A 23,736-nucleotide genomic window follows, 5' to 3' on the forward strand; every position below is an offset into this window, starting at 1 on the left:
CGGTCCGGCAGTCAAGCCCCGGATGTGGATGTATTTACAGCTTACAGGCCGAGACGGTCGAAGATCGTATCGACGTGCTTGAGGTGCCAGTTGTAGTCGAAGCAGTCGTCGAGCTCCGCTTGCGACAGGTGCGCGGTGATCAGCTCGTCGCTCTCCACGATGTCGCGGAAGGAGCGCTGCTCTTCCCAGGATTGCATCGCGCGGGCTTGGACGGTGTCGTACGCTTTTTCGCGGGTCAGGCCTTTGTCGATCAGAGCGAGCAGGACGCGCTGGGAGTAGATCAAGCCGAATGTGCGGTCCATGTTGCGCTTCATGTTTTCCGGGAACACGGTCAGGTCTTTGATGATGCGAATCATCTTGCGCAGCATGTAGTTGACGAGAATCGTGCTGTCCGGGATGATCACGCGCTCAACCGACGAGTGCGAGATGTCGCGCTCATGCCAGAGCGGCACGTTTTCGTACGCCGCCAGCGAGTTGCCGCGCAGGATGCGCGCGAGGCCGGAGACTTGCTCACAGGAGACCGGGTTGCGCTTGTGCGGCATCGCCGAGGAGCCTTTTTGGCCTTTGTAGAACGGCTCTTCCGCTTCGCGGAACTCGGTTTTCTGCAGGGCGCGGATCTCGGACGCGATCTTGTCCAAGGTGCAGCCGATGATCGCCAGCGTGCTCATGTAGTGCGCGTGGCGGTCGCGCTGCAAGGTCTGCGTGGAGATCGGCGATGCCTTCAGGCCGAGCTTCTCGCAGACGAACTTTTCCACAAACGGGTCGATGTTCGCGTAGGTGCCGACGGCGCCCGACATCTTGCCGTACTCGATGGTGTCGCACGCTTGGCTGAAGCGCTCCAGGTTGCGCTTCATCTCTTCGTACCACAGGCCGACTTTCAGGCCGAACGTGGTCGGTTCGGCGTGCACGCCGTGCGTGCGGCCCATCATGACGGTGTATTTGTGCTCTGTTGCTTTCGCGCCGAGCACTTCGATGAAATCTTCGATGTCTTGACGGATGATCTGGTTGGCTTGGCGGATCTGGCTGGACAGCGCGGTGTCGACGACGTCGGTAGAAGTCAGGCCGTAGTGCACCCATTTCGACTCTTCGCCGAGCGATTCGGACACGGCGCGGGTGAAGGCGACCACGTCGTGGCGGGTCGATTCTTCGATCTCCAGGATGCGCTCGACGGTGAACGTTGCTTTTTCACGGATCAGCTTCACGTCTTCTGTCGGGATCACGCCGAGTTCTGCCCAAGCTTCGCATGCGAGAATTTCAACTTCGAGCCAGTTGGCGAAGCGGTTGTGCAGTTCCCAGATCTTGCCCATTTCCGGTAAGGTGTAACGATCGATCACAGTTGGTTCCTCCCAAAGTCCCCAATGATAGCAGGTCTGTAAGTTGTAAAGTTTAGTTGTTCAGGTATGCTTCCACGCCGATGGTTTGCAGTTTTTCGTCTTTCGCAATCACTTCGGCGGCGAGTTGTTCACGGTAGGTGACGAGGCGGTTCGCGAGGTCTTCATCTGCACCGGCGAGAATCTGTGCAGCCAGCAGGCCTGCGTTGTATGCACCGTTGACGGCGACCGTTGCGACCGGGATGCCCTTCGGCATCTGCACGATCGCGTAGAGCGCGTCGACGCCTTGGATCGCGCCGCCTTGGATCGGCACTCCGATCACCGGCAGGGTGGTGCATGCTGCCACCACGCCCGGGAGATGCGCAGCGAGGCCGGCGCCGGCGATGATCGCGCCGAAGCCGTTTTCGCGTGCTTCACGCGCAAGTTTCATCGTTTTGTCCGGCACGCGGTGTGCGGAAGAAACGCGGATCTCCGTTTCCACTTCCAGCGCTTGCAGCGCTTTTGCCGCTTCGTTCATCACTTTCAAGTCAGAGTCGCTACCCATGAGAATCAGTACTTTTTTTGCCATTGTCGTTTCCCTCCAATTAGTGAACCAGCGTTAGTTTTTAGCAAATCCTCTGGTGCTACACGCAAAAGTTTCATAAAAAAGCCCAGATGGGTAGAATTCGTCGCTGCACCTGGTGCTGTCGAGCGAAACCTACCCGCCTGGGCTTTTCTCCCTTCGGTGTCATGTCCACTCCTGGTAGACATGTGAATCGCTTGGACCTACTCAGAGCGAGCGGAACCCTAGATTCACTTTCGTTCGTAGTCCGGCGATTCCGGTCGCCGGGTAGAGACTCTCAGGCCAATCCCCGAGTATATACGAGCTATTGTCGGTTGATGTCATTGTCTACCGTAAGCATACCAAAAGCGATCTGGGCACGTCAACGTAAAATACGAACATTAGGCGTGAACATTTTATGATCGTTCGAATTTTGGCCCGTTTTTCTCGCCCAGACATAGTTTTCGGCCCGCGCCAATAGACTGGTAGTAGAGCCGGAACTGTATGGAGTGATTGGACATGGCACGCATCTATCGGATTCGCGACACCCAGCGTTTTATTTTTCTGCCGCTTTTGTTCCCGTTGATCCCGCTGCTGTTGCAATGGATGCGCCCGGGCAATGCCTGGGTGTTTGTTGCCGTGGTGGCGGTCTATGTGCTGTTCACCTTTCGGGTGCTGTTTCAGATCCGCGAGCTGGAGGTCGGCGAGGAGGAGATCCGCATCGACCGGGGACGCTGGCAACAGGTGTTTTCGCATGAGCAGATCTATGAGATCTTCCTGACCAAAAACAACGTTGTGCAGTTGCGCGTCGGCGAGCACAACCGATACCTTCGCGTGTACGCGGCCGACTACTGGGAAGCGATGAGCGCCTTGCAGCGCTTTGCCTGGCGCCATGCGATCCCGCTGACCGACAAGCGGCCCCGACGAATGAAAGAGCCGAGGAGGGACGTTTCATGATGCTCTGCGACTATCTGCGGACGCTGCCGCCGTCCCATCTCTACGACCTGTACGAGACCTTATACCTCCCGCAGACCAAAGTGACCCTGAGCGAAGCCGAGCTGTGCGAGCAGATCGTGACCTACTGGGACGACCCGGCGCACTGGGATCGGTTCGTCCGCGCGCTCTCCCCTTTCGAGCGCCGCGCGATGACCCGCCTCGCCCTGCACGAGCGCTGCCCGATCGACGCCTTCATGGAAGAGGCCGCCTCGCTCGGCCTGCTCATCCTCTATCGCGAGCAGAACCGCTACGAGATGCCCGATGATGTCCGCGTGCAGCTCTTAGCGCGGCTCCCCTCTCTCGGCGACCTGCTCGGTGCCCACGAGCCGGGCGATGCGGACGGGACGGCGCCGGTGTAAGCGCATGAAAAAAAGCCCTTCGTGTGAAGGGCTTTTCGTTGTGCCTTTACTCCCCGGCGAGCAAGATGTAGCGGGCCAGGGCGAGCAGGGCGATCACCCACATCAGCCAGTGGATGCTGACCTTTTGGTCGGCATCTTTGGTGAAGAGGTTGCGAACCACGTTCAGGACGACGTAGAAGATGATCCCGATCGAGATGCCGTTGGCGATGGAGTAGGTGAACGGCATCAGCGCGATGGTCAGGAACGCCGGCATCGCGATGCCGAAGTCGTCCCACTTGATGTGACGGACGGAGCTCATCATCAGCACGCCGACCACGATCAGCGCCGGTGCGGTCGCCGCATCCGGAATCACTTGTACGAACGGCGCCAGCAGCACGACAGACAGCAGGAACAGAATCCCCGTCGTCACGGCGGTCAGGCCGGTGCGGCCGCCCGACTCGATCCCAGCTGCCGACTCGACATATGCGGTCATCGGCGTAACCCCGAGCAGGGCGCCGATCGAAACGCCGGAACCGTCAACGAACATCGCGCGGCCAAGGCGCTTCTCGCCGTCCGGGCGGTTGAGCAGACCTGCGCGGTTCGCAGTGCCGACCAAAGTGCCAAAAGAGTCAAACAGTGTGACGAATACGAAGATGATGACAACTTCCCAGAAGATCCCGCTGCTAAGCATCGAGAAGTCGAGCTTGAACAGGGCCAGCTCGCCAAAGTTCGGCAGGAACGTCGGGTTGCTCAAGGACGACGTGTTGGTGACGCCAAGCGGAATCCCGATCAACGTGGTGAGGATGATCCCGATCAGCAGTGCGCCACGCACGCGCAGGGTGGTCAAGATCCCCGCGATCAGCAGACCGATCAAGGTCAGCGCCGCCACTTTGTTGGCGATGAAGTCGGTCAGGCCGATGTTCCATTCGAAGAACAGCAGGTTGACGACCGGCGCGCCCGCTTTGATCGCTTCTGCAGACGGACCGCCGACAAACGTAACGGTGGTGACTTGGCCCAGTTTCAGGCCGATCAGGGTGATGAACAAGCCGATCCCGACGGTGATCGCATATTTCAGCGAATCGGGCAGCGCTTTGACCAGCAATTGGCGGAACCCGGTCACCGTCAGCAAGATAAAGATAAGACCGGCGACAAAAACGGCACCGAGCGCCACTTGCCAGGTCATCACGCCGCCGTTAGCGGCTGCGACGACTGCGAAATACGCGTTCAGACCCATTCCCGGCGCCAAACCAACCGGGAAGTTAACGAACAGACCCATCATCAACGTCACAATGCCGGCGCCGACCGCCGTCGCGAAGAAGACGGCCCCCTCCGACATGCCCGTGCCTTTCAAGATGGCCGGGTTCAAAAACAGAATGTAAGCCATCGTGACGAAGGTGGTGATCCCCGCGATAATCTCTGTGCGCGGGTTGGTGCCAAACTCGCCTAGTTTAAAAAGACGTTCCAACATCGCAAATGCTCCCCCTTTTTCCCCTCTGATTCTGCTCTGTTATTCCCACTCGATCGTCGCCGGCGGCTTCGACGTGATGTCGTACACCACGCGGTTGACGTCGCGCACTTCGTTGACCAGCCTTACAGACAGGCGCTCCAGCACATCAAACGGAATGCGTGCCCAGTCGGCCGTCATGCCGTCGCTCGAGGTGACGGCGCGGATGGCGATCGTGTACGCATACGTGCGCTCATCGCCCATTACACCGACGGAGCGAACGTCCGGCAGCACCGCGAAGTATTGCCAGATCTCACGGTCGAGACCGGAGCGGCGAATCTCGTCGCGGACGACAAAGTCGGCGTCTTGCAAAATCTCCAGCTTGTCGGACGTCACGTCGCCGATGATGCGGATCGCCAGACCCGGACCTGGGAACGGTTGACGCCAGACGATCTCGTCTTTGATGCCAAGCTCGGTGCCGGCAGCGCGCACTTCGTCTTTGAACAGCGCGTTCAGCGGCTCGACGAGTTCGAACTGCATGTCCTCCGGCAGGCCGCCGACGTTGTGGTGCGACTTGATCGTCGCCGCCGTCGCCGTGCCCGACTCGATGATGTCGGTGTACAAGGTGCCTTGCGCCAGGAAGTCGAAGTGGCCGAGCCCTTTGGACTCTTCTTCAAAGACGCGGATGAACTCTTCGCCGATGATCTTGCGCTTGCGCTCCGGATCGGATACGCCTTCCAGACGGCCGAGGAAGCGGTCGCGGGCGTCGATCTTGACGACGTTCATCTTGAACTCGCCGGCGAACATCTCCATCACTTGCTCCGCTTCGTTCTTGCGCAGCAGGCCGTGGTCGACGAACATGCAGGTCAGGTTGTCCCCGATCGCGCGGTGCACCAGCACGGCCGCCACGGAGGAATCCACGCCGCCGGACAGCGCGCAGAGCACTTTTTTGTCACCGACTTGCGCTTTGATCTTGAGGATCGCTTCTTCCACAAACGAGGCGGATGTCCAGGAGCCGCCCGCTTCGCACACGTCGTACAGGAAGTGCTTCAGCTGCTCTTGCCCAAACTCGCTGTGGTTGACTTCGAGGTGGTACTGCACCGCATACAGCTTGCGGGACGCATCGCTCATCGCCGCCACCGGGCAGGTGGTCGTCGTCGCGTCGACGCGGAAGCCGGCCGGCACCGACACCACTTTGTCGGAGTGGCTCATCCAGACCTGCTGCGCAGCGGGTTGGCCGCTGAACATCACGTTGTCGCTCTGCACGTCGATCATCGACTTGCCGTACTCGCGCACGTCGGCGCGCTCGACTTTCGCTTCAAAATGGTGCGCCATCAGCTGCATGCCGTAGCAGATGCCGAGGATCGGCACGCCCAGTTCGAAGATCGCAGGGTCGACTTTCGGCGCGCCTTCCGCATAGACGGAGTTCGGGCCGCCGGAGAAGACGATCCCTTTCAGGTTCAGTTTCTTCAGCTCTTCTGCAGTCGTCTGGAACGGCATCAGCTCCGAGTAGACGTTCAGTTCGCGAATTCGGCGGGTGATCAGTTGGTTGTACTGACCCCCAAAGTCAAGCACGACGACGATCTCTTTGTTTTCCATCATCAGATACGCTCCCGTCCCTCTAAGTTGTAAAAAATGAAAAAAGCACCCTGACTTTCCTCAAACACCTTTAGTATGGAAAAACCATACGCAAGGCATACGAGGAGAACAGGGTGCTCGAATGGCTGGCACGATGTCGAATCCTCGTAGTCAGTTCTTTACGGGAACTGGTAGAAACTTCCGGGCCATATCCCCGGCTATATACGAGACAACTTGTTTTCGACATCATTCTACTCCAAAATACGAACATTCGTCAACCGCAATTCGCACATCGTTCGCGTTAACGCTTTTTTAAACGTCCCGCTTTCCGCACGATGCGCGTCCAGAGGTCTTGAATTTGTGACTTTTCACCGTCCGACACGTCGCGTTTGCCGTAGCGCACGCGCTCGAAGATCTGGGCCAGCGGAATCATCTCCCGCCCGCGCAGGTCCGGGTTGGCAGAGAGGAACAACGCGTACTCGCGCAAACTCATGTCCTCCTGCCGCTTCCAGCCGAAGCGGGTCATGATCAGCATCAGGCGCAGGATCGCGTTCATGATCACATCGCCGTCGCCTTTGTACGCCCGGCGCAGGTAGTAGGCGGTGATCAGCTTGCGGCGGTTGAAGAACGCTGCGATCAGCAGGACGAGCGCTGCGATGCCCGTGTACAAGCCCACCACTTTCCAGTTGATGTCAAAGGAGAAGAGGGCGGTCTTGGACTTGGCAGCCTGGTCTTCTTCTTTCTCTTCGCCTTTCGGATTGTTGACCGGCGGCACGATCGTTGGCTGGGTCTCATCCGGTTTGTACAGCGGGCGCATTTGGAACGAGGCGGTCGGCTCGAACGACACCCAGCCGATCCCGTCAAAATACACTTCCGCCCAGGAGTGGGCGTTTTTGTTGCGGACGGTGTAGAGGTACTCATCGTCCGTCTTTCCGTCCCACGTCAGATCGACATCGCCGCGGGTGAAGCCTTTGACCCAGCGGGTCGGCATGCCCAATGTGCGGGCCATGACGACGAACGACGACGAGAAGTGGTCGCAGTAGCCGCGGCGCGATTCGAACAGGAACTGGTCGACAAAGTCCTGCTTGTCGCCCGGGATCGGCACGTCGCTCGTCTCATAGCGGTAGTTGCCGTGCAGGTAGTCCTCCAGCGCCTTGGCGCGCTCATACGGCGTCTTGGCGTCTTTGGTGACTTCCAGCGCCAGTTCGCGGATCCGCTTCGGCAGGTTGGCCGGCAGCGAGATGTACGACTGCAGCACGCTGGTCAGCAGATCCTGCGGCGGCAGGGAGGCGTTCTTCAGCGCCACTTCGTCGTGGTACGGCACTTCCGAGATGACCGAATAGGTATCGCCCGGCTCCAGCTGCCCCGCTTCCAGACGGCTGTCGAGGAAGGAATAGCTGAGCGTGCCAGGCGAGATGTTCGGTCCGGAGACCCCGGTGATCTGGGGGTGGCCAAAGATCAGCGGCACCATCGTGTCCTGCACGCTGACCGTCTGCTCCACACGCTTCGTCTCCAAGGTCGTCGGCGGGAGGTACATGTCCGACTGCACGTGATCCGGATTGGACACCGGCTCGGCCGGCGCGACAGACAGCCAGCCCTTCCCGGTATAAAATGCTTTCGTCTCGCCCCGGTAGTAGCCTTCGACGGTCGAGGTCACGGTGAAGACGACCGTTTCGTCCATCTCGAACGGGCCGCCGAGATGGTCGTCATTGTTGCCGTAGCCGATCTTCTGGCGCACGGCGCCGCCGTCTTTCATCCCCTGCAGGTATGACACCGGGTCCGGCCAGGCCGGATCTTCCGCTTTCGGGACGACGAGGCCGACGCCGGTCACGACCAGGGACAGGATCAGCGTCCACGCCAGCCAATGCGTCGGCCAGCCTTTGAGGTGGCGCGGCATGCGGGCCAGGCGCTCCACCGCCGGCAGTTGGCGGAAGGCGAGGATGACGAGGCCGAACAGCAGGAACAGCACGATGTGCCCTGCCGTCTCCTCGACATAAAACGTGTCGAGCACGCCGAGCCCGACCAGCCCGAGCACGAAGAACACAAACATCCAGACCTTCGCTTTCAGGCTCTGGCGGAACAAGACTTGGAACAGCCAGAGCCCGAGCAGCATCGCCGTCGACTTCGCCGACATCGTCATCGCGGCAAAATCGCCCGCCTGCAGCGAGTAAACGGCAGCCGTCAGATCGCCGAACCAATGGCCCAGCCATCCGGACAGGTCGAAGAAGCTGTAGAGGACTTTATAGTGGTACTGAAACACGAAGTTCAGGAACACGACCGCTTTCAGCAGAAAGCGCAGGATCAGGTGTCCGACCAGCAAATCGCTGACGAACAGCAGCAGCAGGAAGGACAAGAAGAGCCAGATCGACTGGATCTCGCCCGCCTCCCCGAGCGGAAGGAGCACTTGAGCGAGCCACAGCCAGACCAGCGTGTAGAGCACGGTGTCGCGCAGCGGACTGCCCGTCACCCATCTAGCCGTTTGAAGCATAGGATACCGGCCCCCTCACTACATCTTCCAGTTCATTTTCGTCCCGCACCACATAGGTGTGAACGCCGAGCATCTCCAATTTCCCCATGTGCGCCAGATCGACTTCGTTCAGTTGGCGGCCGCCGACGATGTAGAACAGCTCCGTCTTGATCTTGCGGTATTCCAAAAAGCCGATCAGTTGCACCAGCGGCTGGTCGAGCACCGGCGTGACCAGCACGATCGTCGAACCGCGCTGCAGATGGTTCACCTCGCGCAGGATCGCGTCATTGTACTCGTCGGCGCCGTCCGCCTGCACGATCGCCAAATGCTCGATGATGCGCAGGTATTGCTCAAAATTGCGGCTTTGTGCGATCGTCACGCGCTCGCGGCCGTAGGAAGTCAATCCGACCGAGTACTTTTTGCTCGACGCGTGTTTGATCAGCGAAGCCGCCGTGGTCACCGCCAGCTCGAACAGCTGGTTGGAGCCGCCGCGATAGGCGTCTTCGGAGCGGTTGAGGAAAAACATCATATCGTTGGTCACGTGCAGCTCGAACTCTTTCGTCTTCAACGAGCCGGTGCGCGCCGACGCGCGCCAATGAATGCGCGACAGCCGGTCGCCTTGCGCGTAGTCGCGCACGCCGATCACGTTCGAAGAGTCTTCCGCCATCCGGTTCTGAGCGTTGGTGTGACCGAGGTTGAATTTGTTGATCGTATGCCAATAGGGAATCGGAATGATCTTCGGATAGACGGTCACCTCATCGCTCCGCTTGTGCACCAGCTCTTTTTTGGTCAGGCCAAAAATGTCGCCGGTGACGAGCCGGGTGTCGCCGAGGACGTATTTGCCCCGCGGCATGTTCGGCAGCGAATAGCGGAGGCGCAGCTTGCGGTTATAACCCGGGAAATGGAGCTCGCGGTTCGAGCCGCTCTGCAGCAGCAGCCGGGTCGGCAGCGTATCTTCGACGACCAGCCATGGCAGCGGCCATTTGCGGCCTTCGATCTCGATCATGATGTCCACTTCCAGCGTCTGGCCGGCATTGACTTTCAGCGAGGACAGGCGGCGCTCCGACTTGGCGCCCCGCAGCGCGTAGCGGGCTGTGCCCAGCTCGTAGCCGGCGAGCAGGAACGCTGCGTAAAACATAAACCACGCCGCAAATCCGCCTTGGAACTTGCCATATGCAAACGTGACGAACAACAGGGTCAGCCACAGGAGAATGCGTCCGAATCTCCTCACATCACTTCACCCTTTCACGGGCTTTTGCGGAGGAAAATTCGCGGGTGACCGGCACCGGCACCGCTTTCATGATCTCAGACAGCACTTTCTCCACCGTCGTGCCGCCGAGGCGCGCTTCCGATTTCAGAATCAGGCGGTGGGCGAGCGTCACCGTCGCCAACTGCTTCACATCGTCGGGAATCACATAGTCGCGGCCGAGCACAAACGCCAGCGCCTGTGCAGCTTTAAACAGCGACAAGGAGCCGCGCGGCGAGGCGCCGAGGTAGACGGCCGGGTGTTTGCGGGTCTCGGTGGTGATATTGACGATGTATTCACGGATCGACTGTTCGACATAGATCTCGCGCACTTTCTGCTGCATCGACTGCAAGGTCTCCTGATCGGTGACTGTTTCCAGCCCTTCGATCGGATGCACCAGCTGCTGACGGCCAAGCAGATCGACTTCGTGCTCCGGCGTCGGGTAGCCGAGGTTCAGCTTCAGGAGGAAGCGGTCGAGCTGAGCTTCCGGCAGCGGGAAGGTGCCTTCGTACTCGATCGGGTTCTGCGTCGCCATGACGAGGAACGGGGAAGGCAGCTTATAGGTCGTGCCGTCGACCGTCACGTTGTGCTCTTCCATCGCTTCGAGCAGCGCGGACTGCGTTTTCGGCGAGGTGCGGTTGATCTCGTCGGCGAGAATGATGTTGCCCATGATCGGGCCGGGACGGAATTCAAATTCATTGGTCTTCTGATTATAGATCGAAACACCTGTCACGTCGGAAGGCAACAAGTCAGGCGTGAATTGAATGCGTTTAAAGGAACAGCCCAAGGATTTGGCCAGCGAGCGCACCAGCATCGTCTTGCCGACACCCGGAACGTCTTCGAGCAGCACATGTCCGTCGCAGAGCATGGCGACCATGCAGAGCTGGACCGCTTTGGACTTGCCGATGATCACTTTTTCGACGTTGTTCACCACATCGGTCAGAACTTTGTGCGGATGATCAAACTCACGGTTCACAAGTTCTTTCTCATCTGTATATTGCATTCTCTACTTCCTCCAATTCAAAAGATTGCCAGTCATCTATACTTCTCCTAGGTATGACGAAAGTCCTCCCGATGCGTTTCCAATTGTTAGCATTTTCATACAGCTCTGCAGAATCGAACTTGTCAAAAGCATAACAGAGTGGGAGAAACTTTGTCCTCGCACAAGTATTGGATGGATGGACGAGTGTCTACCCTCTTAATATATATGAAAATTCACATTAATCTCTACAAAAATATAGACAAATATAGACAAAAAAATCTCCGGTGCGAAAAACCGGAGATCCAAGAGCCGATTATTGCAGAAATGCCATCGGATTGACGTATGCGCCGCCGCTTTGCATCGACAGATGCAGATGCGGGCCGGTCGAATAGCCGTCATTGCCGGTCGTGCCGATCACCTGTCCCTGGCGCACCGTCTGGCCGGTGCTGACGAGGATGCCGTTGCCGTACATGTGGCCATAGACGGAGGTCACGCCGTTGCCGTGGTCGATGACGATCCAGTGCCCGTACCCGCTCGCCGAGCCCGCCTGCACGACCACGCCGTCAGCCACCGCGACAAACGGCGTGCCGATCGGAGCGGTGATGTCGATCCCTTTGTGGAACTCGGAGCCGCGCATGCCGTAGCCCGAGGAGATCGTAAACGAGGACGGCACCGGCCAGGCGTACGAGCCGTTGCCTCCAGCCGCCGGAATGAACTGCGGCCCGGTGTAGCTCTGGTAGGCCTGCTCGACGACATGCTGGTCTTCCGCCGGTGCGGCCAGCGCTGCGGCGAGATCGCCTTTCAGGTTTTTCGCTTTCGCCTGCAGATCCTGCTCCGCCTTGCGCAGCGTCTCCTGGCGGGTGCGGCGCTCCTTTTGTTGCGCGTCGAGCTGCTCTTTGGCCGTTTTCAGCTTGGCCTGATCGGTGCGCAGCTGTTTGATCAGATCCTGATCCTGCTCGACGATCATCGACAGCAGCTGGAGCCGCTCCAGAAAGTCGGAAAAGTCTGTCGCTTTGAACAAAACTTCCCAGAAGGAGACATCGCCTTTTTGATACATCACTTTCACGCGCTCTTTCAGCTTCTCGCGATGCTTTTCGATGCGCTGCTCCAGCGCGGCGATCTCCCGCTTCATCTTTTCGTTCTCTTTCATCCCTTGAGACAATTCCGCCTCCAGGTCTTGCATGTTCTTCAATGTATCTTGCAGTTCCTTGTCGACTCCGTTAAGTTCTTGCTGAATCTTCTCTGCTTGCTCGCCCTTTTGCTCGGCAGCCAGCGCGTTCCCTGGCAGCGCTGTGGTCAAGAGCAAACCGGCCAATAAGCAGGCGGTCATCCGTTTTTGCCTGTAGCTCATCCCTTCTTTCACTCCTTTTCGTGTCTCATACTACCGAATGGAAGCGGGGCGGACAACCTTTTTCGACAATTTGTAACCAAGATGTCAATGTTTTGGCAAGCTTTGGACAGGTTTTGCAAAAAGAAAAAAACCACCCTCACAAAGGAGGGTGGTTTTTCGAAAGGGGTGGGCTTACATCATGCCCATGCCGCCCATGCCGCCCATGTCCGGCATGCCGCCGCCAGCGCCCTTCGGCTCCGGCTTGTCAGCGATGACCGCTTCGGTGGTCAGGAACAGCGCCGCTACGGATGCTGCGTTTTGCAGCGCGGAGCGGGTCACTTTTGCCGGGTCGACGATGCCCGCTTCGAGCATGTTCACCCATTCGCCGGTCGCTGCGTTGAAGCCGATGCCGACTTCTTCTTTCTTCAGGCGCTCGACGATCACAGCGCCTTCTTGGCCGCCGTTGGTCGCGATCTGGCGAACCGGTGCTTCGAGCGCTGCGCGCACGATTTGCACGCCGGTCGCTTCGTCGCCGGACAGCTGAACTGCGTCGAGTGCGCGGATGACGTTAACCAGCGCGGTGCCGCCGCCCGGTACAATGCCTTCTTCAACGGCTGCACGGGTTGCGTTCAGAGCATCTTCGATGCGCAGTTTCTTCTCTTTGAGCTCAGTTTCGGTCGCAGCGCCGACTTTGATCACCGCTACGCCGCCTGCGAGCTTCGCGAGGCGCTCTTGGAGCTTCTCTTTATCGAACTCGGAAGTGGTCTCCTCGAGTTGCACTTTGATTTGGTTGACGCGTGCTTCGATCTCGTTCTTATCGCCGGAACCGTCAACAACGATCGTGTTCTCTTTGGAAACGCGAACTTGACGCGCGCGGCCCAGTTGAGTGATCAAGGTGTTTTTCAGTTCGAGGCCAACTTCTTCGGAGATCACTTGACCGCCGGTCAGAGCTGCGATGTCTTGCAGCATCGCTTTGCGGCGATCGCCGAAGCCCGGAGCTTTGACAGCGACTGCGGTGAAGGTGCCGCGCAGTTTGTTGACGATCAGGGTCGCTTGCGCTTCGCCTTCGATGTCTTCTGCGATGATCAGGAGCGGACGGCCGGATTGAACGACGCGCTCGAGCACCGGCAGAACTTCCTGGATGTTGGAGATCTTCTTGTCGGTGATCAGGATGTACGGCTCGTCGAGCACCGCGATCATCTTGTCGGTGTCGGTCACCATGTACGGGGAGATGTAGCCGCGGTCGAACTGCATGCCTTCCACAACTTCTACCTCGGTGGTGAAGCCTTTGGACTCTTCCACGGTGATAACGCCGTCTTCGCCGACTTTTTCCATCGCTTCAGCGATTTGCTGACCGATCTCTTCGTCGCCTGCGGAGATGGAAGCAACGTTCGCGATGCCTTCTTTGCCTTGTACCGGCGTGGAGATACGCTCGATCTCTGCAACTGCCGCACGGGTCGCTTTTTCGATCCCGCGACGCAGACCGATCGGGTTCGCGCCAGCCGTTACGTTTTTCAGACCTTCGCGGATCAGCGCCTGCGCCAGAACGGTCGCGGTGGTGGTGCCGTCGCCTGCGATGTCGTTGGTCTTGGTCGCAACTTCTTTGACCAGTTGCGCGCCCATGTTTTCAAATGCATCTTCCAGCTCGATCTCTTTTGCGATCGTCACACCGTCGTTGGTGATCAGCGGGGAGCCGAACTTCTTCTCCAGCACGACGTTGCGGCCGCGCGGGCCGAGGGTTACCTTTACAGCGTCAGCCAGGATGTCCACACCGCGCAGCATGGAGCGGCGAGCATCTTCTTGGAAACGAATTTCTTTAGCCATTTTCGTCCAACCTCCTGTATTGTCGGTTTTACGTATGTGTCGAAACCTGTGAATACTCTATGTGTTCCGGACCGGGCCCGGAGTCGCTTACGCTTCGACGATCGCGAGGATGTCAGCTTCGCGCAGGATCAGGTACTCGACGCCGTTGTACTTCACTTCGGTGCCTGCGTACTTGGAGAAGATGATGCGGTCGCCAGCATGTACGTCCAGTGCAACAACGGAGTTGCCTACTACTTTGCCGGTGCCAACTGCTACAACTTCACCTTCTTGCGGCTTCTCTTTCGCGGTGTCCGGCAGGAACAGCCCGCTTGCAGTCTTCTCTTCACGTTCCACAACTTTGATGACGACGCGGTCGCCAATCGGTTTAATCATGCAAAACCCTCCTCAGATTTTGATGAGCGATGTGTTCTGTTAGCACTCGTCATCACTGAGTGCTAATTCCAATTCTTATGATAGTCAAATGCCCTGTTGTTTGCAAGAGGGAACAACAAAAATTTTGCATTACATTTTTGTAAATCCCACACAAAGCTCTAGGGTGCCCCCTGCTGGCAACATTATACATAGAGCGGACAAGAAGTTACCATAGGAAGTTTTCGCGAATGAGCTCGAACGGCGCGACTAAAAAATGACAAAGCCGGGCAGTGCCATTGCCCGGCTCTTATTGAAAGTTCACAGTCAACTTGTAGCCCAAATGTCCGTACAGCTCCTGCAGCGCTTTTTCGGCGTTGCGCTCCGCCGTCTGCAGCACGCCGGTCGCGCCCGCTTCGGAGCGGAGTTTGGCGAGCACCATGTCCTGCGACATCAGTTTCAGCCCTTCCTGCAGATCGGTCGAGCCGCGGAACAGGCCTTCGCTGGTGAACACTTTGATCCCGTCCATCTGGATCGACTCTTCCAAGAACACGGCGTGCGGCAGCGTGATCGCAATCGTCTTCCGGTCATGGTCGATGCGGACATCGTCTTCCTGCAGCTGTCCGAGTTCGACGCCGGCGAGCAGTTTGGCCGGGACGACGAACAGGTACGAGCGCTTGGTGCCGGGGACATCCATCGGAATCTCGATGCCGAAGATCTTGTTGTCCGCCCCTTCGAGCGTGGTCATCACATACGCTTCGGCCGTCGCCAAGGCGGACAGCTCGCGCACGCCGGTCACAAAGACTGCCGTGCTCGGCTTCTCCTGCACGTTCAGAACATACCACGCACCGGCCGAGCCTGCAGCCAGCAAGGTGACCAGCAGAGTCAGCAGCAGGCGCTTCTTGCCGAACCACCCGTTGAGCTTCCAAGGCCGGGACTTCGCTTCCGTGCGGTCGGGCAACAGCTGCACACTGCCTGCCGCGATGGCTGCCGATGTTTCTTCCTGTGCTTGTTTCAACTGTCGCACCACCTCTTCCAATTCGGAAATGGATGGCTGTTTCGGATCGCTCACCTGCACACTCCCCCTTACATAGATAGTGGTCAACTTGCGGAAATATGTCCGCTTCCATTCTACACCGTCCGACAAAAAACGAACAGCCTGTTCCCGATCCGGGAGAGGCTGTTCGTGCCGTTCGCGTCTGCTGCCTACAGATAAGCAAAGCATCCGCAGTCGCTGGACGTTTGTTTGCTGGCGTTCGAGTTCGTGGTCGGCGTGCAGTCGCAGCACGTCGCACCTTCAATGCGCCCGCCTTGCGCGATGCACCAGCAGCCGGTGGAACTGTACCCCCATGCGTAGGATACTTTATAGCCGCTCGGGCATTTCGAACTTGAGCTGCAGCCGGAGCAGTATTTGCCGTTCGGCGGAGCGCAGGATTGCGTCGCCCACACCGTCTCACACCAGCTGATGCTGTTGGCTCGTGCCGACTTGCTGCCAGCGAATGTCAACACACCCAGAAAAGTTGTGCCCACTGCCGCTTTCAGGAAACCTTTGCGGTCTACTTTGCGCGCCACATCTTCGGAGACGAGTTTGAAAAATCGTTCCAGCATTTTAAGCATGTCCTATCTTCCTCCTTCAATCGGATAAGTTGGCATCGTTACCGGCCGCGGCTTGCTCGGCCGCTTCCGCTTCTTCGAGCTCCCGTTGCGCTTCCTCTTCCCGATGCAGCTTCGCGATCCGCTTTTTCCACACAAAGCGCGAGACGGTGATCGACAGTTCAAAGAACAGGATCATCGGCACCGCGGCCATCAGGTGGGAGACCAGCTCCGGCGGCGAGATCAGCGAAGCGATGATCACGCAGATCAGATAGGCGTAGCGGCGGCTTCTCGCCAGCATGAACGGCGTGATGATCCCCAGGGCGGTCATGAAGGCGACCGCGACCGGCAGTTCGAAGATAAATCCAAACGGCAAGACGACATTGGTCAGGAAGCCGAGATAGTTGCCGGCGGTAAACATCACGTTGAACTGCTCCATGCCGAGCGTATAGAGAAACTTGAACATCACCGGGAACACCACGAAGTAGCCAAACAGGATACCTACGCAAAACATCCCCGCCACCAGGGGCAAAAACTTCAGAAAGTGGCGTCGAACTTCCTGATCCACAGCCGGTGCCAGAAAGCGGTAGGCGTGGTACAGCAGCACGGGAAGGGTCAGACCCAAAGCTGCGGCGCCAGCGAGCAGAAAATAGATTTTCAAGATCTCTCCCGGGCCGAGCACCGTCATTTTGATTTCCCCGATCTCAGGGAACATCCGCGTCGCGTCGCTCGCCAAGTAATGAAAGAGATCGGTGACGAACAGAAAGGCGATCATCACCAGCAAAATAAATGTGACCAGCGTCCAGATCAGACGCCCGCGCAGCTCAGCCAAATGTTCCAAAATCGTTTGCTCCCGACTCATGGGCCTGTCCCCTTCCTGCAATCCCTTTCATCCGGCACCTCATCTGGCACCTCATCCGGCACTGTCAGCATCGGGGACGGCAAGCCCCCCTGCCAAACGCGTGCCGCACCATGCGATGCCGGCGGAACCGCTTTTTCGATTCCTACTTGCTCGGTACTGCTTCTTTCAGTTCTTGCTGCGGCTCAAGCTGTGCCTCAGCTTTCGGTTCTGGCAAAGCTGATTTTGCTTCCTTGCCTTTTGCACCCTCGTCAGCGTCATCGTCGTCCGTGAAGCCTTTTGCGGCGCCGCGGAACTCTTTGAGCGTCTTGCCGACTGCGCGTCCGATTTCCGGCAGCTTGTTCGGTCCAAAGACGATCAGCGCGATGATCAAGATGAGAATCAGGCCCGGAAAGCCAATGTTTTGCAGCATCGCAACTCCTCCTCCGTTACAGATGGCTCCCGCTGTGCGCGTACAGCAGTGCCAAGAGAATCAGCAGTGACAATCCGTTGAGCACGCCGTTTCGGCGCCGCAGTCGCATGATGTCCCGCGTGTCTGCTTGCTCCCCGGCAGAGAGCATCTGCTTGTACCACAGCCAGACGGTCGGCAAGGCACGGGTCAAGCCGTACACCGCTCCGAAGAGCAGGCCTTGATACGGTTCGCCAAAGAAGCCAAGGTACAGATACAGCATGTAGAACGTGACGTGCGGAATATAGGTGAGAATCCCCGCTCCGAGGATCGAGCCCCAGACCAGCATGTTTTGCTGCGGCGTGAATTGCACCCAGGTCTCCGGAATCTGCCACTGGCGCTGCGGAATCACCAGCCGGATCAGCCCAAACTCATGACAAACATAGGCGATCACCAAAATCCCCAAGCCGATCGCTTTTACTGTCGTCGGCAGCCAAAAGCTCAGCAAGTAGATCAGCAGGACGTACAGGAACCCGAACACCGCACCGGAGATTGCCGTTGTGAAACTGTAGACACCTGCCATCGACCAAAAGTTTTTCCATTTTCCCGCCTCACCGAGGGGGACGACCGTCAAGGTCACATTGACCCCTCAGGCGGTGCAAAGTTTCGTCGTTCCCGCCACCGTGGCGAGCAGGAGCAGGATCCACACTTCAGCTTGTCCGACAAGCGTTACCCATTCCATCCTCACAACCCCCTTTCGTGCAGGTTTTAGTAGTTCGAGCCGTTACGCGTTCGCCCGCTCCTCTTGCAGTTGGATGAGCTGCTGTTTGGCCGGGTGTTCGACTTGAATGAACTGATTTTTTACAGACGACATCAAGCCTTGAATGTGCTCTGCGCTGTTCAGCAATCCTTTGCCGGTTACCACCCCTTTTTCATCTAACATAATCCCAAACGGTGTCACTCTCACTTTGCAGTCGGTGAGCAGAATCTGACGCGTGTCTATGAGAAGTTCCCCCTGAATGGGAATCTTGGCTAACAGCTCTTCCCATTGGTCCCGTTCCCCGAGACCAACCATGACAAAGTTGACGTGCGTGCCATACTGGGCAATCGCTTTGTTCCAATCTGGAAACAGTTCACGGCACGGTTTGCACGTGGTCGAAGTGAACGCGAGCAGGGTCGGGCGTCCGAGCAGATCTTGCGTGGAGACGCTCTTGCCCAGCTCATAGGCCGGCTGCTCGAAGTGGTGAATCTTGTCCCCGATCGGGATGCCGTCCCGGGAGATCGCGTCGCCCGATTTCAAGAACACTTCACCAAACTGACGGAAGATTAAGAAAATAGCACCGAGAATAAAAAGCGTCACAATCCAAAGCCCGAGATTCGAGTACAAGAGAAACTGGCTCACATCATTCAACTCCTTTTTAGTGTTTGCATACCGTTTGCGTACAGCGTCCAGACCTTTTGCATCAGGATCACCAGCAGCGTGATCAAACTGCCCAGCGCGATCGTCGGCAAGGAGTAGACGACCGTGCCGTCATGAAGCAGCGCGGTGACCGCCAGCATGGTGCCGAGGAAGCCGATCTTCCCGAGCGTAAACCCGTCCGCTTTCGAATCGAGCAGTTTCCCTTGGCAGCCGCAGGTGATCACCCTGCCTTGGCGCATCACGAAGCGCACCGCCATGGCAAAGCTGACCAGCGACAGAGCCATCAGCAGCGCGCCCCACCCGTACAAGCCCGGGACCAGCAGCAACACCGCCGAAGCGCCTTCCGCGAACGGGAGCACCGCTCCATACACGCGCGACAAACGCCGGGGCAACACCGCATACTCCGCCACCAGATCCATAAAATCGTTCAAGTTCAGCAGCTTGAAGACGGCGGAGACGAAAAACAGTCCGGATAGGCTGACGAGGAGCACGGAGAGCAGACTCTCCATTTTGCAACACCTCCACTCCAAAATGAAACGTAATTTTTAATTATAAAATAGATTCTATCGTTAGGATATCACCTTCTTATACATATAGTCAATATAAGAGATGTTAAAGATACACAGATTGAATATATTTGATCAACGCAAAAAAGCTGCCCTCACGAATGAGGACAGCTTCGATTGTGTTCAGTTGTGCGATCAAGCTTCTTCCTGCGCCATGCGTGCTTCCGCTTCCAGCATCGCCTTCTCGCGTTTCTTCCACGACCATTTGGCGATGATGATCGACAGCTCGTAGAGCAGGATCATCGGCGCGGCCACAGAAACGTGCGATACAAGCTCCGGCGGCGAGATCATCGAAGCGACGATGACGAGGACGAGGTACGCATATTTGCGCACTTTGACCAGCGTATGCGGCGCGAGGATGCCGATGCGGGAGAGGAACAGCACCGCGACCGGCATTTCGAAGATCAGGCCGAACGGAATGACGATGTTCGTCATGAACCCGAAATAGTTTGCCGCCGTGTACATGATGTGAAAACGCTCCACACCGAGCTCGTACAAAAACTTGTACAAGAGTGGGAAGACGAAGTAGTAACCAAACAGGATACCGGCGAAAAACATCCCCGCCACCAACGGCAGGAATTTGTACGCCAGTTTGGCCTCCTTCTCTTCCAGCGCGGGCTTGATAAACGCCCAGAGGTGGTAGAGCAGAAACGGAATCGTCAGTCCCAGCGCAGCGAGGCCGGCGACGGTGAAGTAGACTTTTAAGATTTCGCCCGGGCCAAGCACCGTCAGCTCGATCTCCCCCATGCCGGGGAAGAGTCGGGAGGCGTCATTGACCAGCGCATAATAGATCGGATCAACAAAGATAAACGTGATGACCAGGGCGATCAGAAAGATGACCAGCACCCAGATCAGCCGTTTGCGAAGCTCCGCGATATGATCGACCAGAGTTTCCGGCTCAACAGCGCTCACAAGCTCACACCTTTCCTGCCGCTTACCGCAGCATTACTTGGTCTGCAGACCTTTTTCGTCTTCCTTGCTCGCCAGCACCGGCTGCTCCGACTTCTTGTCGTCATCTTCGGTCAGACCTTTGGTTGCGGACTTGAACTCTTTCAGCGTGCGGCCAAACGCGCGGCCGATCTCCGGCAGTTTGCTCGGACCGAAGACGATCAGGGCGATGACAAGGATCAAAATCAGTCCCGGAACACCAATGTTTTGGAACATAGCAATAACCCTCCAGGTTGTAAGATTTGTCGTAAGATTCGTTTATTCGTGCAGCACATGTTCTTTGATCAATTGGACGAGTGCCTCGATATCTTCTCTATCATACACCTGCTCCTGACCCACTGCAATTGACGAGTCTTTACAATTTCCCGCCAAGGCGATAACGTTCGTCAATCGTTCAATTTTCCCGCCGCTGACCAGCACGATTTTCGGCAGATCAGAGCTTTTCCAGCCTTCGACGAGCACGAGGTCAAGGTCGGCCAACTCCGCTAAAAAGTGTTCCAGCGGCGGCTCCGACGCGTAGTATTCACGCTGCACCGCCTGTGTCGGCGAGACGAGCAAGGTGGCGTCCGCGCCGGCTGCGCGGTGCTGCCAGGTGTCGCTGTGCGGGGTGTCGCCCGGGATGTCATGGCCGCCCGCTTCGTGCTTGAGGGTGCCGACGCGAAGGCCATCCGCTTTGAAGGCGGCGACGAGGCGGGCGACGAGCGTGGTCTTGCCGGTGTTTTTGTAGCCGACGACGGCGACCGCTTTCATCGGGCCAGTGCTCCTTCCCGCAGCAGGTAGACGTCGACGAGGCTGCCGTTTTCGATCTCTTGGCGCGCGGGGATGCGCACCAGCCCTTGGATGCCGACCAGGGAGGTGAGGATCGCCGCCTTCTGTCCGCTTCCCGCGCGGGCGACGAGGCGTCCCTCCTTTGCGACCAGCTCGGCGCGCAGGAAGCGGTCGAGGCCGATCACTTTGGCGGTGCCCGCACTGTCGAGAAACGCCTGGACAGGGCGGGGCAGCACTTCGCTCAGCCCGGCGAGCTTGCGCAGGACAGGCACGACCAGCATGACAAAATTGACATACGCGGCGGCCGGATTGCCCGACAGCCCATAGACGGGAGTTCCGGCGACCTCGGCAAAAGTGACCGGGGTGCCGGGGCGCATCGCCACTTTCCAGAACACGACCGCGCCACCCGCCTGCACATAAGCGTCGCGCATCACGTCATAGTCACCGACCGAGACGCCGCCGGTGGTGAGGACGAGGTCGCACCGCTCCGCCATCTCTTTGACCAGCGCTGCGATCGCTTCAAGGTCGTCGCCGACCTGTCCGTACAGCACCGGGTCGCCGCCCAGATCGCGCACCAGCGCGGCCAACATCGGCCCGTTGCTGTCCCGGATCTGGCCGGGCTGCAGCTCTCCGCTTTGCGGGCGCACTTCGCTGCCCGACACGAGAATGCCGACGCGCGGCTTGCGGAAAACGGACACTGTCGCCGCCCCGTTCGTCGCGAGGACGGCCGTTTCAGCAGCGCCGATGACGGTGCCCGCTTCGAGGAGCAGAGCGCCCTCCGGAGCGTCTTCGCCTTGCACGGAAATCGCCTCGCCAGCCGGGACTTCCAGCAGGATGCGCACAGTCTGATTCGGACACGGCTGTGCATCACTTGCATCACTTCGGCCTGCTTGCCCCGCAGTCGGGACCGCCAAGAGCTCGGCCGCCTCTTTCCGCACGATGGCATCCGCCCCGGCCGGAATCGGCGCACCGGTCATGACTTTCGCCGCCTGCCCCGGCCCGACGGTAAGCGATGGCATCGACCCGGCCGGGACTTCTTCCAGCACGTGCAGCAGCACCGGAGACTGCGGCGACGCGCCTTGGACATCGGCCGCCCGCACGGCAAAGCCGTCCAGCGCCGAGCGGTCGAACGGCGGGAAAGGCGCTCGCGCCCTGACCGTTTCCGCCAGCACCCGTCCGTACGCCTCCAAGAGCGGCACCGTCTCCTGCGGACAGGTCTGCGTCCGTCCGAGGGTCACGTCCCACGCCTCTTCGAGGCGCAAAAACATCTCCATCACAAGAGCCCTCCATGCCCGAGCTGCGCCACCTCTTCCCGGGTGACTTTTTCCCCGGCCAGCACGCGCGGCAGCAGGATGTCGAACGAGGTGAAGTCGTCGAAGATCACGCAGCCCGGCAAGCCGAAGATCGGCATCCCTTCGCGGTAGGCGAGCATCATCATCGAGCCTGGCAGCACCGGCATCCCGTAGGACACCACTTCGGTCGCCGCCCGCTTGATCGCACCGGGCGTGCGGTCATCCGGGTCGACCGACATCCCGCCCGTGCAGATCACCATGTCTGCGCCGGCCGCATGAAAATCGGCGATCGCCAAAGCGATGTCTTCCACCAAGTCGCCGACGATCTTCTGCTCGATCACCTCCGAGCCGAAGCGCTCCAGCTTCTCGCGCACGCGCGGGCCGAACTTGTCTTCGATCCGCCCGGTCAGCACTTCCGACCCGGTCGTGACGACGCCGACTTTCAGCTGCTGAAACGGCTTGATCGAGAACACGGCGCTTTCACCTGCGATCGCTTCCACCTGCGCCACCTTTTCCTCGGCGACCGTCAGCGGGATCGCCCTCAGCCCGGCGATCTTGTCGCCCGGCTCCAGCACGGTGTTGTCCTGCTTGGCGACCACCGCGATCTCATCGATCATGTTGATCGCAAACAGCCACTTGGCATCGACTTTGAGCAGGCCCTGCCGCTCCGCCTTCAGCACCACTTTGCCTTCGTGCGGCTCGTCAAAACGCATCGCTTCGCCTGCCAGCGCCTGGCCCATCCGCAGTGCAGCGTCGTCCTCATGCAGCTCCCCTTCGGCCAGCTCCAAGATGTAGATATGCTCTTTCCCGATGTTCAAAAGCGCCGGAATGTCCTCGGTGCGGATGACATGCCCTTTTTTGAACAAACGCCCTTTGAACTCTCCCGGCACGATGCGGGTCAAGTCGTGCGCGAGACGCATCCCGACCGCGTGCTCTACCCGGACTTCCTTTTTCATCTCCCAGCGCCTCCCTACTGAATGACCGGCAGTTCCTCCGGCCCTTGATACGGAAACTCCAACATCATCTCCGCGCGGTCTTCCGTCACGTAATACCGGCATCCGACGCGCTCCTGCATCCAGATCAACGCATCGCGCGGCACATCGAAGCCGTCGCAGTAGATCTGGAACTCCGGCAGTTCCGCTTCCGGATCATCCTTCTTTAAGTAGATGCGAAACTGGTTCGAGCTAGCCGTCGCATCTTCCAGTATGTAAAACACAAACAGGTCTTCCCGCTCGGCCAAAGCCTTTTTGCCAAACTCGGCAAACGTGCGCACGTAGTCGGCGCCGGGGTCTGGCGCGCCGATCACATACTCCTGTCCGTTCTCCGTCGCGGCCACAAAGTCCTGAATGAACTTGTCTCTGGCAGCAAAATCAGCCTTGTTCTCCTGCCCGATCAGGCAGCGAAAATTCCACTCAAACCATGCGCTCGCCCCGCGGTCCCCACCGTAGCCCAGCGCCAGATGATAACGATCTTCCAT

Annotated in this window: 25 protein-coding genes and 2 riboswitches; of the genes, 2 read left to right on the forward strand and 23 right to left on the reverse strand. The window is 58.5% G+C overall.

Translation table 11 applies throughout. The annotated features are described in order from the left end of the window. Positions 1-41: 41 nt before the first annotated feature. Together purB and purE are read right to left on the reverse strand one after the other, a co-directional pair. Positions 42-1,334 (reverse strand): adenylosuccinate lyase, encoded by a 1,293-nt coding sequence (purB, locus tag EV586_RS19040; protein ID WP_132946661.1) that lies wholly within the window; start codon positions 1,332-1,334, stop codon positions 42-44. Between the two features lie 52 nt (positions 1,335-1,386). Then, positions 1,387-1,899 carry a 5-(carboxyamino)imidazole ribonucleotide mutase gene (purE, locus tag EV586_RS19045; protein ID WP_132946662.1) on the reverse strand — a complete coding sequence of 171 codons (513 nt, stop codon included), beginning with the start codon at positions 1,897-1,899 and terminating at the stop codon, positions 1,387-1,389. A gap of 217 nt (positions 1,900-2,116) precedes the next feature. After that, positions 2,117-2,216, reverse strand: a riboswitch (purine riboswitch). A gap of 175 nt (positions 2,217-2,391) precedes the next feature. Here purE and EV586_RS19050 point away from each other — a divergent pair. Together EV586_RS19050 and EV586_RS19055 are read left to right on the forward strand one after the other, a co-directional pair. Further along, on the forward strand, positions 2,392-2,829 hold the full coding sequence (locus EV586_RS19050) for a hypothetical protein (RefSeq protein WP_132946663.1): 438 nt from the start codon (positions 2,392-2,394) through the stop codon (positions 2,827-2,829). Then, positions 2,826-3,227 carry a hypothetical protein gene (locus EV586_RS19055; RefSeq protein ID WP_132946664.1) on the forward strand — a complete coding sequence of 134 codons (402 nt, stop codon included), beginning with the start codon at positions 2,826-2,828 and terminating at the stop codon, positions 3,225-3,227. Before EV586_RS19050 ends, EV586_RS19055 begins: the two co-directional genes overlap by 4 nt. Before the next feature lie 46 nt (positions 3,228-3,273). Here the strand turns inward: EV586_RS19055 and EV586_RS19060 are convergent, their stop codons facing one another. The 21 genes from EV586_RS19060 to EV586_RS19160 form a co-directional block, all read right to left on the reverse strand. Continuing rightward, positions 3,274-4,671 (reverse strand): NCS2 family permease, encoded by a 1,398-nt coding sequence (locus EV586_RS19060; protein ID WP_207893946.1) that lies wholly within the window; start codon positions 4,669-4,671, stop codon positions 3,274-3,276. A 42-nt stretch (positions 4,672-4,713) separates the two neighbouring features. Then, entirely contained in the window at positions 4,714-6,252 is a 1,539-nt protein-coding gene (gene guaA / locus EV586_RS19065) for a glutamine-hydrolyzing GMP synthase (protein WP_132946666.1), read from the reverse strand. A 124-nt stretch (positions 6,253-6,376) separates the two neighbouring features. Then, positions 6,377-6,476, reverse strand: a riboswitch (purine riboswitch). 53 nt (positions 6,477-6,529) lie between these two features. Continuing rightward, a complete protein-coding gene (locus tag EV586_RS19070; RefSeq protein WP_132946667.1) occupies positions 6,530-8,716 on the reverse strand; it encodes a DUF4129 domain-containing transglutaminase family protein in 2,187 nt (728 codons plus the stop codon). After that, the gene (locus tag EV586_RS19075) at positions 8,700-9,926 is read right to left on the reverse strand and encodes a DUF58 domain-containing protein (RefSeq protein WP_132946668.1); all 1,227 of its coding nucleotides are present in this window, start codon (positions 9,924-9,926) and stop codon (positions 8,700-8,702) included. Before EV586_RS19075 ends, EV586_RS19070 begins: the two co-directional genes overlap by 17 nt. A 1-nt stretch (position 9,927) precedes the next feature. Continuing rightward, on the reverse strand, positions 9,928-10,944 hold the full coding sequence (locus EV586_RS19080) for an AAA family ATPase (RefSeq protein ID WP_132946669.1): 1,017 nt from the start codon (positions 10,942-10,944) through the stop codon (positions 9,928-9,930). A 292-nt stretch (positions 10,945-11,236) separates the two neighbouring features. After that, entirely contained in the window at positions 11,237-12,274 is a 1,038-nt protein-coding gene (locus tag EV586_RS19085; RefSeq protein WP_132946670.1) for a murein hydrolase activator EnvC family protein, read from the reverse strand. 171 nt (positions 12,275-12,445) lie between these two features. Continuing rightward, on the reverse strand, positions 12,446-14,077 hold the full coding sequence (gene groL, locus EV586_RS19090; RefSeq protein WP_132946671.1) for a chaperonin GroEL: 1,632 nt from the start codon (positions 14,075-14,077) through the stop codon (positions 12,446-12,448). 87 nt (positions 14,078-14,164) lie between these two features. Then, on the reverse strand, positions 14,165-14,449 hold the full coding sequence (gene groES, locus EV586_RS19095) for a co-chaperone GroES (RefSeq protein ID WP_132946672.1): 285 nt from the start codon (positions 14,447-14,449) through the stop codon (positions 14,165-14,167). Positions 14,450-14,735: 286 nt separating this feature from the next. Beyond that, positions 14,736-15,497 carry a DUF4230 domain-containing protein gene (locus EV586_RS19100; RefSeq protein ID WP_165898708.1) on the reverse strand — a complete coding sequence of 254 codons (762 nt, stop codon included), beginning with the start codon at positions 15,495-15,497 and terminating at the stop codon, positions 14,736-14,738. A gap of 134 nt (positions 15,498-15,631) precedes the next feature. After that, positions 15,632-16,042 carry a hypothetical protein gene (locus EV586_RS19105; RefSeq protein ID WP_132946674.1) on the reverse strand — a complete coding sequence of 137 codons (411 nt, stop codon included), beginning with the start codon at positions 16,040-16,042 and terminating at the stop codon, positions 15,632-15,634. A gap of 16 nt (positions 16,043-16,058) precedes the next feature. After that, positions 16,059-16,880: a twin-arginine translocase subunit TatC gene (gene tatC / locus EV586_RS19110; protein WP_132946675.1), complete on the reverse strand. Its 822-nt coding sequence runs from the start codon at positions 16,878-16,880 to the stop codon at positions 16,059-16,061. A gap of 142 nt (positions 16,881-17,022) precedes the next feature. After that, positions 17,023-17,289 carry a twin-arginine translocase TatA/TatE family subunit gene (tatA, locus tag EV586_RS19115; protein ID WP_132946676.1) on the reverse strand — a complete coding sequence of 89 codons (267 nt, stop codon included), beginning with the start codon at positions 17,287-17,289 and terminating at the stop codon, positions 17,023-17,025. A 16-nt stretch (positions 17,290-17,305) separates the two neighbouring features. Then, positions 17,306-17,899, reverse strand: a complete 594-nt coding sequence (locus tag EV586_RS19120; protein ID WP_132946677.1) for a hypothetical protein — start codon at positions 17,897-17,899, stop codon at positions 17,306-17,308. Positions 17,900-18,049: 150 nt separating this feature from the next. Next, positions 18,050-18,667, reverse strand: a complete 618-nt coding sequence (locus EV586_RS19125; protein ID WP_165898709.1) for a redoxin domain-containing protein — start codon at positions 18,665-18,667, stop codon at positions 18,050-18,052. A gap of 5 nt (positions 18,668-18,672) precedes the next feature. Next, positions 18,673-19,194 carry a MauE/DoxX family redox-associated membrane protein gene (locus tag EV586_RS19130; protein ID WP_132946679.1) on the reverse strand — a complete coding sequence of 174 codons (522 nt, stop codon included), beginning with the start codon at positions 19,192-19,194 and terminating at the stop codon, positions 18,673-18,675. 192 nt (positions 19,195-19,386) lie between these two features. Continuing rightward, positions 19,387-20,163, reverse strand: coding sequence for a twin-arginine translocase subunit TatC (tatC, locus tag EV586_RS19135; protein WP_132946680.1), 777 nt, complete (start codon positions 20,161-20,163; stop codon positions 19,387-19,389). Between the two features lie 33 nt (positions 20,164-20,196). Continuing rightward, entirely contained in the window at positions 20,197-20,415 is a 219-nt protein-coding gene (locus EV586_RS19140) for a twin-arginine translocase TatA/TatE family subunit (RefSeq protein WP_132946681.1), read from the reverse strand. 42 nt (positions 20,416-20,457) lie between these two features. Further along, positions 20,458-20,949: a molybdopterin-guanine dinucleotide biosynthesis protein B gene (gene mobB, locus EV586_RS19145; protein WP_132946682.1), complete on the reverse strand. Its 492-nt coding sequence runs from the start codon at positions 20,947-20,949 to the stop codon at positions 20,458-20,460. After that, positions 20,946-22,241 (reverse strand): molybdopterin molybdotransferase MoeA, encoded by a 1,296-nt coding sequence (locus tag EV586_RS19150; protein WP_132946683.1) that lies wholly within the window; start codon positions 22,239-22,241, stop codon positions 20,946-20,948. Before EV586_RS19150 ends, mobB begins: the two co-directional genes overlap by 4 nt. Continuing rightward, positions 22,241-23,215 carry a molybdopterin-binding protein gene (locus EV586_RS19155; protein ID WP_132946684.1) on the reverse strand — a complete coding sequence of 325 codons (975 nt, stop codon included), beginning with the start codon at positions 23,213-23,215 and terminating at the stop codon, positions 22,241-22,243. The genes EV586_RS19150 and EV586_RS19155 overlap by 1 nt, the downstream gene beginning before the upstream one ends. Positions 23,216-23,229: 14 nt before the next feature. After that, entirely contained in the window at positions 23,230-23,736 is a 507-nt protein-coding gene (locus EV586_RS19160) for a hypothetical protein (protein ID WP_132946685.1), read from the reverse strand.

It is taken from the genome of Tumebacillus sp. BK434, assembly GCF_004340785.1.
Taxonomy (GTDB): Bacteria; Bacillota; Bacilli; order Tumebacillales; family Tumebacillaceae; genus Tumebacillus_A.

Coding starts and splice junctions, on each gene's coding strand:
- EV586_RS19085 (WP_132946670.1), bottom strand. CDS start 12,274: ATGAGCTACAGGCAAAAACGGATGACCGCCTGCTTATTGGCCGGTTTG.
- mobB (WP_132946682.1), bottom strand. CDS start 20,949: ATGAAAGCGGTCGCCGTCGTCGGCTACAAAAACACCGGCAAGACCACG.
- groL (WP_132946671.1), bottom strand. CDS start 14,077: ATGGCTAAAGAAATTCGTTTCCAAGAAGATGCTCGCCGCTCCATGCTG.
- groES (WP_132946672.1), bottom strand. CDS start 14,449: ATGATTAAACCGATTGGCGACCGCGTCGTCATCAAAGTTGTGGAACGT.
- tatA (WP_132946676.1), bottom strand. CDS start 17,289: ATGCTGCAAAACATTGGCTTTCCGGGCCTGATTCTCATCTTGATCATC.
- EV586_RS19070 (WP_132946667.1), bottom strand. CDS start 8,716: ATGCTTCAAACGGCTAGATGGGTGACGGGCAGTCCGCTGCGCGACACC.
- EV586_RS19050 (WP_132946663.1), top strand. CDS start 2,392: ATGGCACGCATCTATCGGATTCGCGACACCCAGCGTTTTATTTTTCTG.
- EV586_RS19140 (WP_132946681.1), bottom strand. CDS start 20,415: ATGTTCCAAAACATTGGTGTTCCGGGACTGATTTTGATCCTTGTCATC.
- EV586_RS19160 (WP_132946685.1), bottom strand. CDS start 23,736: ATGGAAGATCGTTATCATCTGGCGCTGGGCTACGGTGGGGACCGCGGG.
- EV586_RS19105 (WP_132946674.1), bottom strand. CDS start 16,042: ATGCTTAAAATGCTGGAACGATTTTTCAAACTCGTCTCCGAAGATGTG.
- tatC (WP_132946675.1), bottom strand. CDS start 16,880: ATGAGTCGGGAGCAAACGATTTTGGAACATTTGGCTGAGCTGCGCGGG.
- EV586_RS19055 (WP_132946664.1), top strand. CDS start 2,826: ATGATGCTCTGCGACTATCTGCGGACGCTGCCGCCGTCCCATCTCTAC.
- EV586_RS19155 (WP_132946684.1), bottom strand. CDS start 23,215: ATGAAAAAGGAAGTCCGGGTAGAGCACGCGGTCGGGATGCGTCTCGCG.
- EV586_RS19080 (WP_132946669.1), bottom strand. CDS start 10,944: ATGCAATATACAGATGAGAAAGAACTTGTGAACCGTGAGTTTGATCAT.
- EV586_RS19130 (WP_132946679.1), bottom strand. CDS start 19,194: ATGGAGAGTCTGCTCTCCGTGCTCCTCGTCAGCCTATCCGGACTGTTT.
- EV586_RS19150 (WP_132946683.1), bottom strand. CDS start 22,241: ATGGAGATGTTTTTGCGCCTCGAAGAGGCGTGGGACGTGACCCTCGGA.
- guaA (WP_132946666.1), bottom strand. CDS start 6,252: ATGATGGAAAACAAAGAGATCGTCGTCGTGCTTGACTTTGGGGGTCAG.
- purE (WP_132946662.1), bottom strand. CDS start 1,899: ATGGCAAAAAAAGTACTGATTCTCATGGGTAGCGACTCTGACTTGAAA.